The organism is Azospirillum brasilense (genome assembly GCF_008365405.1).
Classification (GTDB): domain Bacteria; phylum Pseudomonadota; class Alphaproteobacteria; order Azospirillales; family Azospirillaceae; genus Azospirillum; species Azospirillum brasilense_D.
On the sequence record NZ_QOKV01000002.1, the window covers coordinates 283,180 to 298,557 of the forward strand.

Here is a 15,378-nt window from a genome sequence, read left to right on the forward strand (position 1 = left end):
CCGCCGGCAACCACCGGCGGCGTTTTCGGAGCGGGCCGTCCCTTCGGGGCCGACAGTCGCCGCGGGCCATCCGGTGCGCGGCGTTCATTGCTGATTTTCTCTCGACAACGTCCCTTTTTGGAGCACCACAGCATGGTCAGTGAGAAGGATACACCGGGCGGCAAGGCGAAGCCGGAAACGGCGGTCGCCCCGGTCTCCACCCCGGCTCCGGAGGCCGTGACGGCCGCCCCCGAAACCGCCCCCCACAGCGCCAACACGTCCGAAACCGCCCCGGCCGCTCCGGCCTCCTCCGAGGCGCAGGCGGCGGAGATCATCCGCAAGCATGTGCTGCTGTCCGCCGCGGCGGGCGTCATCCCGCTGAACTTCGTGGACACCGCCGCGCTTGCCGTCGTCCAGCTCCGCCTGCTCAAGGAGCTGTCGGAACTGCACGGCGTCGATTTCCGCGGCGACATCGGCCGCTCCGCGGTCGGCACGCTGTTCGCCACGGTCGCTCCGACCGCCCTGGCCGGCGGCCTGCTCGGCTCGATGGCGTTCAACATGGCCCTGCGGTCGGTGCCGGTGATTGGCACGGTGACGCGGCTGGCCACCCAGCCAGCCTTCAACAGCGCCTTCACCTACGCGCTGGGCAAGGTCTTCCAGCAGCACTTCGCCTCGGGCGGAACCTTCCTGACCTTCCAGCCGGAAAAGGTGAAGACCTATTTCCGCGAGAAGTTCGAGGAGGCCCGCCGCCGCAAGGGCACTGCGCCGGAAGCGGCGCCGGCCGCGGCCTGAACCGCGGCACCTGGACGCCGCCACGGCCCGGAGGGACGGGTGGGGATGCCTTCGCGTATCCCCACCCCCCTCCGCCGTCACCCTTCCGCCCTGCTCCCATTCCAAGGCCGGACGCGCATGCCCCTCGTTCTCGTCATGCTCTATCTCCTCGCCTGCCTGGTGTGCGCCGTCATGGGCCGCAACACCACGATCGGCTTCATCGGCCATTTCCTGCTGGCCCTTTTCCTGACTCCGCCGGTGAACTTCGTGATCCAGGCGGTGGGCCGCCCCAGCACGCGGGAACGTGAGAAGATGCTGACGACGAGACCGCGATGACCACGCTCGACCAGTCCGCCGGGGACGGCCTCGTCCGCGCCCCCCTGGGGCAGCGCGCCGCCCTCTGGCTGAAACGGCGCAGCGTGTCGATCTACGCCCTGACGCTGACCCTGATCCTGGGTTTTCTCGCCATCGCGCCGGCCGTCTTCGTCGAGGTGCCCTCCGGCCATGTCGGCGTGCTGTGGCTGCGCTTCTTCGGCGGCACGGTCACCGACCGGGTCTACAGCGAGGGCACCCACCTGATCTTCCCGTGGGACCGGGTGACGATGTACGACGTGCGCCTGCGCACCGACACCCGCACCTACGAGGCGGTGGCGGCCAACGGCATGTCGATGACGGTGAACGTGGCGCTGCGCTACCGCGTCAACCCGCCCGCCGCCGGTCTGGTCCACAAGCTGGCCGGAGACGATTACGCGGAGAAGCTGGTGCATCCGGAGATCGCCAGCCTCGTCTACGAATTCGTGTCGAAGCACAATCCGGAAAACTTTTACTCGATCAATCGGGCGGACATCCAAGGCTTCCTGCTGCGGGAGGCCCGCCAGCAGTTCCCCACCCCGCCGACCGATCTGCAATCCTTGAAGCTGCCCCCCGGCACGACGGCGGACGATTACAGCTCCGTGATGATCCGGATCGAGGACGTGCTGGTGGCCGGGGTCAGCTTCCCGCCGCTGGTTCGCCAAGCCATCGACCGCAAGATCGAGCAGCAGCAGATCATGGAGGAGTACGACTTCCGCATCGCCCGTGAGGCCAAGGAGCGCGACCGCAAGCGGATCGAGGCGGAGGGCGTGCGCGACTTCCAGGACATCGTCGCCCGAAACATCACGCCGGAATATCTGCGTCTGCGCGGCATCGAGGCGACGCGGGCCTTTGCCACGTCATCGAACGCCAAGACGATCATCATCGGCGGACGCGACGGGCTGCCGGTCATCCTGAACACCGGCGACGATGCCAAGTCGAGCACGGCGGCAGCACCCGCCGCCGCGCCGCCCCATGAAACCGCTGCGAAGGAGCAGGACGGCCTCGCCGGGCGCCTGTCCACCCTGGACGAGCCGCCAGCGGAGAACACCGCACCGGAAGCCCCCCCGGACGCCGCCGGGCGCTGAGGCCCGGCGGAACCGCCGTTCGAAAAGAGCCGGCTACTCGGCGGCCTCGGCAAGGGTCCGGGCGAAATCACGCTCCATCTCGTCCAGCAGGCGGACCACCTCCGCCGAGGCCCGCTTCATCTCGGCGGCGTGGCGTTCGGCCTCCATGCGGTTGCCGGCCTGGAGGGCGAGCAGCGTCTCGCGGCCCGACTCATGAACGGTCCGGTGCGGCGTGGCCATACCCTTGTAGGTGGGCAGGCGCATCGTCCGGGGATCGTTCACGCTGTCGTACCAGCGACCCAGGCGGCAGGAGTGATGGGTGGACAGGTCCGCCGGCAGAAGCGTGCGCTGGCCGCCCACCGCCTCCATGATCTTGTCCACGAAGGCGAGATGATCCTGCTTGGCGAGACGGACCAGTTCGCCAACCCCGTCGCGGCTCATCCGGTCAACCTCCTCGCGGCCGATCTTGCGCTCGTCGAAGCGGATGTGCAGCCGGTTGTCGTGCCGCGCCACCACCGAACCGCGCAGCGACAGCTTATAGCCGGGAAGCGACACGGTGACCTGCCCGCCGGTGGGCGCCGCCCCCTTCGTCTCGGCGTAGCAGCCGCATTCGGAGATGTCGCGGACCAGCGCCGGCGTCTGGTCCACGCTGCCGTCCAGCAGCACCGGGCGGCGGCGCGTGTGCCGCCGGTTCGCCAAATCGGAAGAGGTGCGGATGGCCCGCGCCAGCAGGGACGGCAGGGTGTCCAGCGCCTCCTGCATGCGGTTGGCGCTCTCGCCGACGGTGTAGGCCACGGTTGTGGCGCGCTGGGTCTCGCCGCCCACGTCGGTCATCCGGGTGGCGATGCCGCGGAAGATGCCGGCGACCTCGCCGATGTTGCGGGCGATCTCACGCGAGGCGGAGGACTGTTCCTCCACCGCCGCGGCGATCGAGGAGTTGATCTCCTGCATGGTGGTGATGGTGGTGGCCACCCCGTCCATGCCGGTGATCGCCTGCTCCGCCACCGCCTGGATGGCGCCGACCTTGGCGGCGATCTCGTCCGCCGCCTTGGCCGACTGTCCGGCGAGGTTCTTCACCTCGGTCGCCACCACGGCGAAGCCCTTGCCGGCCTCGCCGGCCCGCGCCGCCTCGATGGTGGCGTTGAGGGCCAGCAGGTTGGTCTGCCCGGCAATGGCGCGGATGATGTTCAGGATGCCGCCGATCTCCTGCGCCGCGGTGCTGAGCTGCGCCATGATCTGGCGGGCCTCGCCGCTCTTCTCCACCGCCTCGCCGGCGATCCGGGACGCGCCGCTGACCTGGACCGAGATCTCGCCGACCGCGGCCTGGAGCTGCTCCGCCCCCGCGGCGACCGTCTGGGCGGCGTCCAAGGCCTCCGCCGTGTCGGCCGACGTGCCGGTGATGCTGTCCTTCACGGACGCGCAGACGCTGTCCAGGTCACCGACCGTGCGGCGCAGGTCGGCGGTGTAGCTGGCGACGCTGTCCACCACGTCGTTGGCCTCGTGGTCGATGGAATCGACCATCGCGTCCACCGCCTGGAGCCGCTCGTCGATCAGGCGGTCCCAATAGACGGACAGGGCGGCGTCGAGATCCATCAGCACCGCCGACACCACGGCGCGCTGCATGGTCACGATGAAGCCGAGCCGGCTGCCGGTCAGCAGGGTTCCGCCCATGTTCTGCGCCAGGGCGGCCATGATCTCGCCCAGGATGAAGGCGTAGCCGCCGACGTACCAGCTCGGGCTCAGCCCGATGCGGTGGTGGGCGATGCCGACCGCGCGCACCGACTCCTTGTAGCTGTCGTCGAAGCGGCCCTCGAACAGACGGGTCCAGTGCGCGATCTGGGCGCGCTTGGCCCCTTCGACCTGCGCCGGGTTGGCGAACAGGCCGGCCAGTTCGGGCTGGGCCATCGTGCGGGCGTAGAAGCGGTCCAGAATCCCCGGCAGGGCTCTGGCGATGATCGGCAACGCCTGCCGCAGGCTGCCGACCGTTTCCGGTCCCAAATCGAAATAGGCGGTCTTGGTGACGTCAAGGGCGCGCAGGGAGTCCGGCATGGCGAATGTTTGTATTCTGTAATGAACGAACGCCAACCGATAACATTTCCCCTACACCAAAGGTATCCCTAAAAGGAATTCGCATGCGACATGCTGTCCCACCTCATGATTAACAGATGGTTTACTTTGCTCGATGCGCAACATGGACGCAATGAATAAGCCTTGAAATACAAACACTTTCCTCAAGACGGATGGCAGAAGTCGAAACGGCACCTTCACATTGCATGAATCCGGTGCGTCCCGAGGTTGATAAAACTATTTGTTTCAAATGCGTGGCAAAGGTTACCAATGCGCCGCCTTCCCGGTGTCTCCGGGACGACCCGACGGATTTCCAAGGAGTTTTCGGCCGATGAATCCCCTCCGCACGTTCAGCCTTGCGACGAAGCTGACCATTCTGTGCACATTCGGCCTGATTGCCCTGTCGGGCGCCCTGACCTACGCGACGATCGCCAAAGTCACCGCCAGCATCAGCAAGGACGCGGCGGAGCGGAGGGAGCAGGCCATCACCAACTTCCGCATGCTGCTCGACCAGAAAGGGGCCGAGTACCGGCTCAAGGACGGCGCGCTGTACATCGACGATTTCAAGCTGGACGGCGCGAACGACATCGTCGACACCGTCCGCAGCGTGACCGGCGGCGTGGCCACCATCTTCCGCGGCGACACCCGCGTGGCGACCAACATCCACAACCCGGACGGCAGCCGGGCCGTCGGGACGAAGCTGGCGCGCGGCCCCGTCTACAGCGCCGTCATCGACGGCAAGGAGCCCTTCCGCGGCGAGGCCGACATCCTGGGCGACGCCTATTTCACCGCCTACGACCCGATCGTCGACCAGAACGGCGAGGTCATCGGCGTCCTGTTCGTCGGCTTGAAGAAGAGCGTCGCGCTGCGCGTGCTGGACGAGGTCGTAACCAACATCATCCAGGTGGCGGCGGTCATCACCGTCGGCATGGCCCTGGTGATGCTGGTGGTGGTCCGGCGCCAGTTCCGCACGCTGGACCAGATCCGCGGCACCATGTTTCAACTGGCTGAGGAGCGGTACGAGGTGACGGTGCCCGGCCTGGACCGCCAGGACGAGATCGGCGCCATGGCCAAGACCGTCGAGGTCTTCCGCCAGAAGGGCATCGACAACCAGCGCCTGCGCGAGGCGCAGGAGCGCGAGCGCCGCGAAGCCGAGGCCGCCAAGATCGCCGCCCTGGAATCGATGGCCCGCACGGTGGAGCAGGAAACCCGCACCGCCGTGGACCGCGTCGCCGAACGGTCGGTCTCGATGGACAGCAACGCCCAGGCGATGGCCAGTTCGGCCGAGACCGTCTCCGCCAATTCGCAGAGCGTGGCGGCCGCGGCGGAACAGGCGCTGGGCAACGCCCAGGCCGTGGCGGCGGCCACCGACCAGCTCACCGCCTCCATCGCCGAGATCACCGGCCAGGTCACCTTCGCCAGCCAGATCTCCCGCCGCGCGGTGGAAAGCGGCCGCAGGACGGAGGACGTGGTGCTCTCCCTGTCCGAGGCCATCGGGCACATCGGGGAGGTCGCCACCTTCATTCAGGACATCGCCAGCCAGACCAACCTGCTGGCGCTGAACGCGACGATCGAAGCGGCCCGCGCCGGCGAGGCCGGCAAGGGCTTCGCGGTGGTGGCCCAGGAGGTGAAGAACCTCGCCACCCAGACCTCCAAATCGGCGGAGGAGATCTCACGCCAGATCACCGATCTGCAGAGCATGACCGCCGGAGCCGTCGACGCGGTGCAGGACATCGGGCGGACCATCACCGAGATCGACGGCGTCGCCAGCAGCATCGCCAGCGCCATGGACGAGCAGGGGGCAGCGACCAGCGAGATCTCCCGCAACGTCGGCCAGACCGCCGCCGCCGCTCAGGAGGTGTCGTCCCGCATCGCCCATGTGTCGGAGGAGGCGGCGGTGACCGGCAGCCGCGCCGACGAGGTGCGCCGGGTCGCGTCCGACGTGGCGGGAAGCATCGACCAGCTCCGCGAGATGCTGGTGCGTGCCGTGCGCACCGCCACGCCGGAGGTTGACCGCCGCCGCGCTCCGCGGTTCGAGGTCAACCTGTCCTGCACCATCGCCGGGGCGGTGGGATCACTGACGGGACAGCTCACCAACCTGTCGGAGGGCGGCGCCACCATCCGCGGCCTGGACAGGACGCAATTGGGCAGCCGCGGCGTGCTGACCATTCCCGGCTGTGCCGTCTCCATCCCCTTCGTGGTGCTGGGGGGCAAGGAGCAGGACCTGCATGTCCGGTTCGAGCTGACTCCGGACGTCGCCGACCGCTTCGCCGCGGACGTCCAACGTCTCACCGCGGGGCTGCACCCGCTGCCGGCGGTCGCCTGAGGCGGAGCGGATCAAGCCCGTAGCCGATCCGCCGGGCTTGACCGCGGAAGCCCTGACGCTACGGCAGTTGCGCCAGCGGACTGCCGAGCGCGCGCAGGTCGCGCGCGTGCATTTGCAGGCCGGGCAGCCATTTGGTGGCGAAGGCCCGAACATCCGGGTCGGTCCCACCCTGGGCCTGCGCGTTGAACAGGGCGATCGACACCTCATGCTCGGCGATCTGCTGCTGCAGATACTGCCGATCGAACGCGGCTCCCTGGAGCGAGGCCAACGCGTCGGCGACCGCCTGCCGGCCGGGATCGGGGGCGGTGGGCGGTGTGACGCCCTTGGCTTGGGCGAGCCGGGCCAGTTCCCGGTTGGCTTGGGTGTGGTCGGCGGCGATGCGCCGGCCGAGGTCGCGCACGGTGGCGCTGGATGCCTGCCGCTGGGCCAGCGTGCCCATCGCCACCTCGCCGAAGCCGCCGTAGGCCGCCTGGGTCAGGAAGGACTGGTCCGCCACCGTCAGCGTCGAGGAGGCGCCCGACCCGGTGCTTCCCATCTGGGACGCGGAGGCACCGGAACTTCCCATTGGCGGCGCGAGGCCCGGCTCGCTCGTACAGGCGGCGAGCGCAAGGATGGACACGGCGGCAAGGGCCGCGGTTCGCAGCATGGGCATTCCGACCTCCCGATCTACAATCTTGCGTTGGGACACACCGGTCCCCCAACAGCTTCCTGTTCTCCTTGTGCCTGGCAATGAGCGTTTTTACGGCCCCCCTGCCTACAAGGACAGGTTGACCGGTGCCATCTTTCATAGGATGGACCGCAGGGAGACGGGCGACTCTGTCCGGACGGGCGTGCCCTTGCGGCCGGGCGCCGGTCGCGGGAGGGGCCGTCGCCCCTCCCGGTCACGCAGCGCATGTCCGTGCGGACGTGTCAGCTGTTCTTCTTCAGGAAGGCGATCAGGTCCTTGCGAGCCTGCTCGTTCTTCACGCCGGCGAAGGCCATCTTGTTGCCGGGGACGGTGCCCTTCGGATCGGTCAGGTACTTGTCGAGATTGGCCTCGTCCCAGGCGAGACCGGCGCCCTTCATCGCGTCGGAATACTTGAAGCTCTCGATGGAGCCCGAGGCACGGCCAACGACGCCGTGCAGGTTCGGACCGACGCGGTTCGGGCCGCCGGCCTCGATGGTGTGGCAGGCCTTGCACTGGTTGAACACCTTCTCGCCCGCATCGGCGTCCTGCGCCGAGGCGATGCCGGGAAGGGCGGCGAACAGGCCGAAGGCCAGAACGGCAACACTACGCTTCATTGCACTATCCTCGATTTCCAATGCCCAAAAGACAGGCACGGCCACCCAAGGCCCGCAGGACGTCCTGCGTTCTTCGCATCGCCACAATCAATATTCGTCGCATCGGCGCGCGGCGTCCGCCGCTCCGTTACTTGGCCACGATCATGACGAGCGGCTCGGGAAACCAGCCGCCACCTCGGCCGGCGTTTTAATCCCCGTATGCTGGTATGCACAATGCCGGGTATGGCCGGGAGACCTCCCCTGCGACAAAATGTCCAGCTCTTTGCGAAAATTTTTCGGGATTAAAATTCACGGTCACTTCAACCGGCAATGAACCAGGGTCGTCCCGGTGGTGATGGCCTTCTCGATGTCGGTGTCGCGCAGGTCGGCGCCCGACAGATTGCAATTGGTCAGATCCGCCCCGGCCAGACGCGCTCCCCGCAGGTCGGCGCCGCGAATGTCGCTGTCAGCCATCTGGGCGCCGCACAGATTGGTCGGCCACATACGCCCGGTGGGTTGGCCGTTGGCCGCCAGCAGCTCGATGGCCCGCATCACCGCGTTGCGCATCATGGCGCGGGTCAGGTCGCAGCCCTCGAAGCTGGCCCCGGACAGTTCCGAATTCTCGAAACAGGCTTCGCGCATGCGGCAACCGGGAAACTGGGCGATCTGCAGCTTGCTGTCCCGGAAGCTCGCCCGTGTGAAATCGCAATTGCGGAAGATCGCCCCGCTCAGGTCGCAGCCATCGAAGTCGGTTCCGACGAAGGCCCCGTCCGACACATCGAACCGCTTGCCCTGCTTGCCGTTGCTGTTGATCCACCGCACATGGCCGTCCAGCCCCTCCCGGATTTCCGGCGGAAAGTCGGACTGGTTGCGGTGGTAGATGGCGCCCATCATCCGCGCCTCCGCCCAATCGGCGGTGGCCATGGCGACGTTGCGCAGCTCGGCGTCGCGCAGGTCGGCGCCCTGGAAGGTGGCCCCGGCGACAGAGGCGTTGTTCAGGATGGCGCCCTTCAGCTTCGCCATGCTGAAATCGGCGCCGCGCAGATCCGCGCCGCTGAGGTTGGCGCCGAACAGAGCGGCGTTGCTGAAATCCGCCCCCTCCAGACTGGCGCGGGTCAGGTTGGCGCCGGTCAGATCGGCGTCGGTGAAATTCGCGTTGACCAGGACGGCTTCCCGCAGCGCCGCCTCCTGGCGGGCCTTGCGCCGGTCCTTCCACAGCACGAGCTGGCCGGGGCGCAGGTCCGCCCGTTCGAACAGGGTGTTGCGCAGGCAGGCCTTGGTGAAGTTGGCGCCGCGCATGTCCGCCCCGACCAGCGAGGCTTCCCGCAGGTCTGCGGACACGAAGCTGGCACCGAACAGATCCGCTCCGTCGAAGTTGCAGCGCCGGAGAACGCTGCGCCGGAAATTCGCCCCGGTCAGGATGGCGTCCGACAGGAGCAACCCCGACAGGTCGAAGCCGGTCAGGTCCGCCGCCTTCATTTGAAGACGTAGGCCGTTCGGGCGCGCGGCCAAGTAGAGCCGGTGGGCTCTGATGGCCTGCGCCAGATCCTCCAGGTTCAGGTCCGCTCCATCGCCCGGCCCGCTTGTCGGGGCAACGCTCATCCAGGTCCCCCGCACCCTTATGGTCGACTCCACGCCCGCTCCGTGGAGATTGGCAAGCTTACGCGAAAAATTACTTGAAAAATTATTAATAACCCCGCATATCGTCACATGCCGACCGTGAGTTCGTCCCGCAGACTCCAGTCGATGCGAAGCAAAGACGGCCCAGCAGCGCGCAATTCACACTATTCCATATCGAAGCTAAGGAATAGATACGCCCTCTTTTGGGGTGCGCTCACTCCGATGGGTATAACCTGTTGGAGGTATTTGACCTTTTCTCCCTTAATTGCCTCACCCCTCCGTGCTACTCGTCCTGGTCAGCCTCGCCGGCATCCGACGCCTCCGCTCGGGTTTCGGCGGCGGGCGGGATGCGCGTCTCATCGATGCCGTCCCGGCACCGCAGCCGGCAAAACGACAAGAGGGAAAAGGGATGACCAACCCGATCAACAGGTCACCACAGGCCCGGACGGATGGGACATTGACCGCCGATGCCGCTCCCATCCGTGTCCTGGTCGTCGAGGATGAGACGATCGTCGCCATGTATTTGACCGATATGTTGGAGGAGTTGTCCTACGAGGTCTGCGGCGTCGCCGCCAACGCTGCCGACGCGCTTAAGATCGCGGAACGGGAGCGCCCCGCGCTGGCGCTGGTGGACATCGGCCTCGCCGGGCCGCAGGACGGCATCGAGACGGCGCAGGCGCTGCGCGAGCGCTTCTCCGTCGGCAGCATCTTCATGTCCGGGGCCAGCGACCCTGTCCTGCTGGAGCGCGCCCGCGCCGCCGGCTCCCACGGTTTCATCCAGAAGCCCTACGACGAGCGCCAGCTGAAGACTCTGTTGAACAACGCTGCCCCCCAGTATTAGCCCCCGCCGCCGTCCGCTTGCCGTCCCGTGGCTGCGCCGCTCAGGCACGCGGCCATTCCGGCGTTCCGCCGGGCGCGCTGCCAAACCCGCGCGAAGGGGCATCCGAGACACAGGCCAGGACTTTCTTCCAGGACTTTCTTAGGGACCATCGCGTCATGACGATGACCGACGCTCACGACCGGCTTTCCCCCCAGCTTCTCCTGCGCGCGCTGCGCCAGTTCCGCAAGGGCGACTTCTCCGTGCGCCTGCCGCTCGACCTGGACGGGCTGGACGGCGAGATCGCCGCCGCCTTCAACGACGTGGTGGAGATGAACGAAGCCCTGGTGGAGGACGTCGGCCGGGTCAGCGTCGCCATCGGCAAGGAGGGGCGCATCGGCCAGCGCGTCCGCCTGCCCACCGCCTCGGGGGGCTGGGGCGACTGCGTGGACAGCGTCAACGCCATGGTCGCCGACCTGACCCAGCCGACCCGGGAGATGGCCCGCGTCATCGGCGCGGTCGCCAAGGGCGACCTGTCGCAATCGATGCCGCTGGAGGTCGACGGGCGTCCGCTCCAGGGCGACTTCCTGCACACCGCCCGGACCGTAAACCGGATGGTCGAGCAGCTCGTCACCGTGACCGCGGAGCTGACGCGGGTGGCGCGCGAGGTCGGCATTGAGGGCAAGCTGGGAGAGCAGGCCCAGGTGAAGGACGTCGCCGGCACCTGGAAGGACCTCACCGACAACGTCAACCTGATGGCCGCCAACCTGACGGCCCAGGTCCGCAACATCGCCGACGTCACCACGGCGGTGGCGAAGGGCGACCTGTCGCGCAAGATCACCGTGGACGTGAAGGGCGAAATCCGCGAGCTGAAGGACACCATCAACACGATGGTCGACCAGCTCAACAGCTTCGCCTCGGAGGTCACCCGCGTCGCCCGCGAGGTCGGCAGCGAGGGCAAGCTGGGCGGGCAGGCCCAGGTGAAGGGCGTCGCCGGCACCTGGAAGGACCTCACCGACAACGTCAACCTGCTGACCGGCAACCTGACCAATCAGGTCCGCAACATCGCCGACGTCACCACGGCCGTCGCCAACGGCGATCTGTCGCGCAAGATCACCGTCGACGTGAAGGGCGAAATCCGCGAGCTGAAGGACACCATCAACACGATGGTCGACCAGCTCAACAGCTTCGCCTCGGAGGTCACCCGCGTGGCGCGCGAGGTCGGCACCGAGGGCAAGCTGGGCGGGCAGGCCCAGGTGAAGGGCGTTGCCGGTACCTGGAAGGACCTCACCGACAACGTCAACGCGATGGCGACCAACCTGACCAGTCAGGTCCGCAACATCGCCGAGGTCACCACGGCGGTGGCGAAGGGCGACCTGTCGCGCAAGATCACCGTCGACGTGAGGGGCGAGATCCTGGAGCTGAAGGACACCATCAACACGATGGTCGACCAGCTCAACAGCTTCGCCTCGGAAGTCACCCGCGTGGCGCGCGAGGTCGGCAGCGAAGGCAAGCTGGGCGGGCAGGCCCAGGTGAAGGGTGTGGCCGGCACCTGGAAGGACCTCACCGACAACGTCAACCTGCTGACCGGCAACCTGACCAATCAGGTCCGCAACATCGCCGACGTGACGACCGCCGTCGCCAACGGCGACCTGTCGCGCAAGATCACCGTCGACGTGAAGGGCGAAATCCTGGAGCTGAAGGACACCATCAACACGATGGTCGACCAGCTCAACAGCTTCGCCTCGGAGGTCACCCGCGTCGCCCGCGAGGTCGGCACCGAAGGCAAGCTCGGCGGTCAGGCCCAGGTGAAGGGTGTGGCCGGCACCTGGAAGGATCTCACCGACAACGTCAACATGATGGCCGCCAACCTGACCGGTCAGGTGCGCGGCATCGCCGAGGTGGTGACGGCGGTCGCCGAGGGCAACCTGAAGCGCAAGCTGACCGTGGCGGCGCGCGGCGAGATCGCGGCGCTGGCCGACACCATCAACGGCGTGATCGAGACGCTGGCCATCTTCGCCGATCAGGTCACCAACGTGGCGCGCGAGGTCGGCATCGAAGGCAAGCTGGGCGGTCAGGCCAAGGTGCCCGGCGCCACCGGCGTCTGGGGCGACCTGACCGACAACGTGAACCAGCTCGCCGCCAACCTGACCACCCAGGTCCGCGCCATCGCCGAAGTGGCGACCGCGGTGACCAAGGGCGACCTCACCCGCTCGATCGCCGTCGAGGCGTCAGGGGAGGTGGCGGCGCTCAAGGACAACATCAACGAGATGATCCGCAACCTGCGCGACACGACGCAGAAGAACGCGGAACAGGATTGGCTGAAGACCAACATCGCCAAATTCACCCGGATGCTCCAGGGCGAGCGCGATCTGGTCACCGTCACCAACATGATCCTGTCGGAGATCGCGCCGCTGGTGAACGCCCAGCACGGCGTCCTCTACGTCACCAGCCGCGACGGCGACGAGCCGGTCCTCGATCTGGTCGCCAGCTACGCCCTGAAGGAGCGCGACGGGCTGGGCACCCGCTTCACGCTGAAGCAGGGGCTGGTCGGCCAGTGCGCCCACGAGAAGAAGCCGATCCTGCTGACCAACGTGCCGAAGGACTATGTCCGCATCAGCTCCGGCCTCGGCGAGGCGGCGCCGCTGAACATCATCGTCCTGCCCGTGCTGTTCGAGAACGAGGTGAACGCCGTGCTGGAGCTGGCCTCCTTCGGCCATTTCAGCGAGACGCACCGCTCCTTCCTGGAGCAGCTGACGGAAAGCATCGGGATCGTTCTCAACACCATCGCCACAAACATGCGGACCGAGGGGCTGCTGAAGCAGTCGCAGCGCCTGACCGCCGAGTTGCAGAGCCAGCAGGAGGAGCTGAAGACCACCAACGAGCGGCTGGAGCATCAGGCCGCCTCGCTCCGCCAGTCGGAGGAGCTGCTGATGGCCCAGCAGGAAAAGCTGCGCCAGACCAACGAGGCGCTGGAGGAGAAGGCGGAGCAGCTCTCCCTCACCTCCAAATACAAGTCGCAGTTCCTGGCGAACATGAGCCACGAGCTGCGCACCCCGCTGAACAGCCTTCTGATCCTGTCCAAGCTGCTGTCCGACAACGGCGACCACAACCTGACCCCCCGGCAGGTGGAGTTCGCCCGCACCATCAACGCCGCCGGCTCCGACCTGCTGAACCTCATCAACGACATCCTCGACCTGTCGAAGATCGAATCCGGCACGGTCACGCTGGAGATCGGCGCCGTGGTGCTCGACGACCTGCGCGGCCATGTCGAGCGCACCTTCGCCCAGCTCGCCGAAGAGAAGGGGCTGCGCTTCGACATCGACATGACCCAGCCGCTGCCCGCGGCCATCCAGACCGACCAGAAGCGGCTGGAGCAGGTGCTGAACAACCTGCTGTCGAACGCCTTCAAATTCACCGAGACCGGCGGCGTCACCTTCCGCGTCGGGCTGGCCGGCGAGGGCTGGAGCGCCGCCCACCCCGTGCTGAACGCGGCGGAGGGGGTGCTCGCCTTCACCGTCGTCGACACCGGCATCGGCATCCCCGAAAACAAGCAGCGCATCATCTTCGAGGCGTTCCAGCAGGCCGACGGCACGACCAGCCGCAAGTACGGCGGCACCGGCCTCGGCCTGTCGATCAGCCGCGAGATCGCCCGCCTGCTCGGCGGCGAGATCCGCGTGCAGAGCGAGTCCGGGGCGGGCAGCGCCTTCACGCTCTACGTGCCGATGGAGTTCGACATCGCCCGTTACGGCGACCCGGCGCCGAAGCTGGCCCCCTTCCCGACGCCGACGCGGCCCATCGTGGTGCCGGGGCCGGAGGAGCGGCTGGCGCTGCCGCAGCACCACCCCGTCGCCGACGACCGCGAGCGCATCCGCCCCGGCGACCCGGTGGTCCTGATCGTCGAGGACGACGTGAAGTTCGCCTCGATCCTGGTCGATCTGGCGCGGGAGAAAGGCTTCAAGGCAATCCTCTCCCACGCCGGAAGCCCGGCCATGCCGATGGCCCGCAAATACCGTCCGGACGCGGTGATGCTGGACATCGGCCTGCCGGACATCGACGGCTGGGCGCTGCTCGACCTGCTGAAGCGCGACCCGCACACCCGCCACATCCCGGTCCACGTCATCTCCGCCAAGGAGGAACGGCGCCGCGGCCTCGCCATGGGCGCCTTCGACTACACCGAGAAGCCGGCCGACCGCGAAGCGATCTTCGCGGCCCTCGCCAAGGTCAAGGGCTTCGTGGAACGCCACCAGCGCCGGCTGCTGATCGTCGAGAAGCTGCCCAACCCGGACACCGGCGGCATCGCCGGCCTGATCGACCACGACAACGGGGGGGACGACATCGCCATCAGCACCGTCACCTCCGCCGAGGCCGCCCGCGCCCTGCTGGCGCAGGAGCGGTTCGACTGCATGGTGCTCGACCTGACGATCCCCCAGCCCAGCGATTTCGAGCTGATCGACAGCCTGCGCACCCGCGATTCCACCGCCTGGATGCCGGTCGTCGCCTATGTCAGCGACGCCATCGCGCCGGAGGACGAGGCGCGGCTGCGCCGGCTGGCCGAGACGGTGGTGCTGCGCAGCGTCCATTCCGCGGACTCTCTGCTCGACGAGACGGCGCTGTTCCTGCACCGGGCGGTGGACCGGCTGCCCGACGACAAGCGCAACGCGCTCGACCAGATCCGCCAGCGCGACCCGGTGCTGGCGGGGCGCAAGGCGCTGATCGTGGACGACGATTTCCGCAACATCTTCTCGCTCGCCAGCGTCCTGGAGGCCCACGACATGACGGTGCTGCACGCCGAGAGCGGGCCGGAGGGTCTGGAGCTGCTGAAGGCGCATCCCGACCTCGACGTGGCGCTGGTTGACATCATGATGCCGCTGATGGACGGCTACCAGACCATCCGGGAGATCCGCGCGACGGCGGCCGGGCGCGGCCTGCCGGTGATCGCCGTCACCGCCAAGGCGATGAAGGGCGACCGCGAGAAGTGCATCGAGGCGGGGGCGACCGACTATCTCGCCAAGCCGGTGGACATCGACCACCTGCTGTCGCTGCTGCGGGTCTGGGCCGGACGCCGGCAGGACGACGACGCAGGGCACAACCATGTCGGACGGGAGTGAGGAGAAGCC

10 protein-coding genes are annotated in these 15,378 nt (G+C 67.6%); 6 read left to right on the top strand and 4 right to left on the bottom strand.

Annotated features, from left to right (window positions below):
- Positions 1 to 132: 132 nt before the first annotated feature.
- From DS837_RS05540 to DS837_RS05550, 3 genes are all read left to right on the top strand, one after another.
- A complete protein-coding gene (locus DS837_RS05540; protein WP_149163806.1) occupies positions 133 to 771 on the top strand; it encodes a YcjF family protein in 639 nt (212 codons plus the stop codon).
- A 117-nt stretch (positions 772 to 888) separates the two neighbouring features.
- Entirely contained in the window at positions 889 to 1,086 is a 198-nt protein-coding gene (locus DS837_RS05545; protein ID WP_040136327.1) for a hypothetical protein, read from the top strand.
- A complete protein-coding gene (locus tag DS837_RS05550) occupies positions 1,083 to 2,189 on the top strand; it encodes a prohibitin family protein (RefSeq protein WP_149163807.1) in 1,107 nt (368 codons plus the stop codon). The genes DS837_RS05545 and DS837_RS05550 overlap by 4 nt, the downstream gene beginning before the upstream one ends.
- 33 nt (positions 2,190 to 2,222) lie before the next feature.
- On the opposite strand, the gene DS837_RS05555 is transcribed toward DS837_RS05550, so the two are convergent.
- Positions 2,223 to 4,217, bottom strand: coding sequence for a methyl-accepting chemotaxis protein (locus DS837_RS05555; protein ID WP_149163808.1), 1,995 nt, complete (start codon positions 4,215 to 4,217; stop codon positions 2,223 to 2,225).
- Between the two features lie 349 nt (positions 4,218 to 4,566).
- Here DS837_RS05555 and DS837_RS05560 point away from each other — a divergent pair, with 349 nt between their 5' ends.
- Positions 4,567 to 6,561, top strand: a complete 1,995-nt coding sequence (locus DS837_RS05560) for a methyl-accepting chemotaxis protein (protein ID WP_149163809.1) — start codon at positions 4,567 to 4,569, stop codon at positions 6,559 to 6,561.
- Between the two features lie 58 nt (positions 6,562 to 6,619).
- Here DS837_RS05560 and DS837_RS05565 read toward each other — a convergent pair whose 3' ends face one another.
- From DS837_RS05565 to DS837_RS05580, 3 genes are all read right to left on the bottom strand, one after another.
- On the bottom strand, positions 6,620 to 7,213 hold the full coding sequence (locus DS837_RS05565) for a DUF4142 domain-containing protein (protein ID WP_149163810.1): 594 nt from the start codon (positions 7,211 to 7,213) through the stop codon (positions 6,620 to 6,622).
- Between the two features lie 257 nt (positions 7,214 to 7,470).
- Complete coding sequence (locus DS837_RS05570; RefSeq protein ID WP_149163811.1) at positions 7,471 to 7,842, bottom strand: c-type cytochrome; 372 nt, start codon at positions 7,840 to 7,842, stop codon at positions 7,471 to 7,473.
- A gap of 294 nt (positions 7,843 to 8,136) precedes the next feature.
- Positions 8,137 to 9,423, bottom strand: a complete 1,287-nt coding sequence (locus DS837_RS05580) for a pentapeptide repeat-containing protein (protein ID WP_149163813.1) — start codon at positions 9,421 to 9,423, stop codon at positions 8,137 to 8,139.
- Positions 9,424 to 9,850: 427 nt separating this feature from the next.
- Between DS837_RS05580 and DS837_RS05585 the strand changes: the two genes are divergently transcribed.
- Positions 9,851 to 10,282, top strand: a complete 432-nt coding sequence (locus DS837_RS05585; protein ID WP_149163814.1) for a response regulator — start codon at positions 9,851 to 9,853, stop codon at positions 10,280 to 10,282.
- A 155-nt stretch (positions 10,283 to 10,437) separates the two neighbouring features.
- The gene (locus DS837_RS05590; protein ID WP_247889786.1) at positions 10,438 to 15,369 is read left to right on the top strand and encodes a HAMP domain-containing protein; all 4,932 of its coding nucleotides are present in this window, start codon (positions 10,438 to 10,440) and stop codon (positions 15,367 to 15,369) included.
- Positions 15,370 to 15,378 lie beyond the last annotated feature (9 nt).

Excerpts from the sequence above, each read along its gene's own strand:
- DS837_RS05585 (WP_149163814.1), top strand. The coding sequence starts at position 9,851 with ATGACCAACCCGATCAACAGGTCACCACAGGCCCGGACGGATGGGACA.
- DS837_RS05590 (WP_247889786.1), top strand. The coding sequence starts at position 10,438 with ATGACGATGACCGACGCTCACGACCGGCTTTCCCCCCAGCTTCTCCTG.
- DS837_RS05540 (WP_149163806.1), top strand. The coding sequence starts at position 133 with ATGGTCAGTGAGAAGGATACACCGGGCGGCAAGGCGAAGCCGGAAACG.
- DS837_RS05550 (WP_149163807.1), top strand. The coding sequence starts at position 1,083 with ATGACCACGCTCGACCAGTCCGCCGGGGACGGCCTCGTCCGCGCCCCC.
- DS837_RS05565 (WP_149163810.1), bottom strand. The coding sequence starts at position 7,213 with ATGCCCATGCTGCGAACCGCGGCCCTTGCCGCCGTGTCCATCCTTGCG.
- DS837_RS05545 (WP_040136327.1), top strand. The coding sequence starts at position 889 with ATGCCCCTCGTTCTCGTCATGCTCTATCTCCTCGCCTGCCTGGTGTGC.
- DS837_RS05580 (WP_149163813.1), bottom strand. The coding sequence starts at position 9,423 with ATGAGCGTTGCCCCGACAAGCGGGCCGGGCGATGGAGCGGACCTGAAC.
- DS837_RS05570 (WP_149163811.1), bottom strand. The coding sequence starts at position 7,842 with ATGAAGCGTAGTGTTGCCGTTCTGGCCTTCGGCCTGTTCGCCGCCCTT.
- DS837_RS05555 (WP_149163808.1), bottom strand. The coding sequence starts at position 4,217 with ATGCCGGACTCCCTGCGCGCCCTTGACGTCACCAAGACCGCCTATTTC.
- DS837_RS05560 (WP_149163809.1), top strand. The coding sequence starts at position 4,567 with ATGAATCCCCTCCGCACGTTCAGCCTTGCGACGAAGCTGACCATTCTG.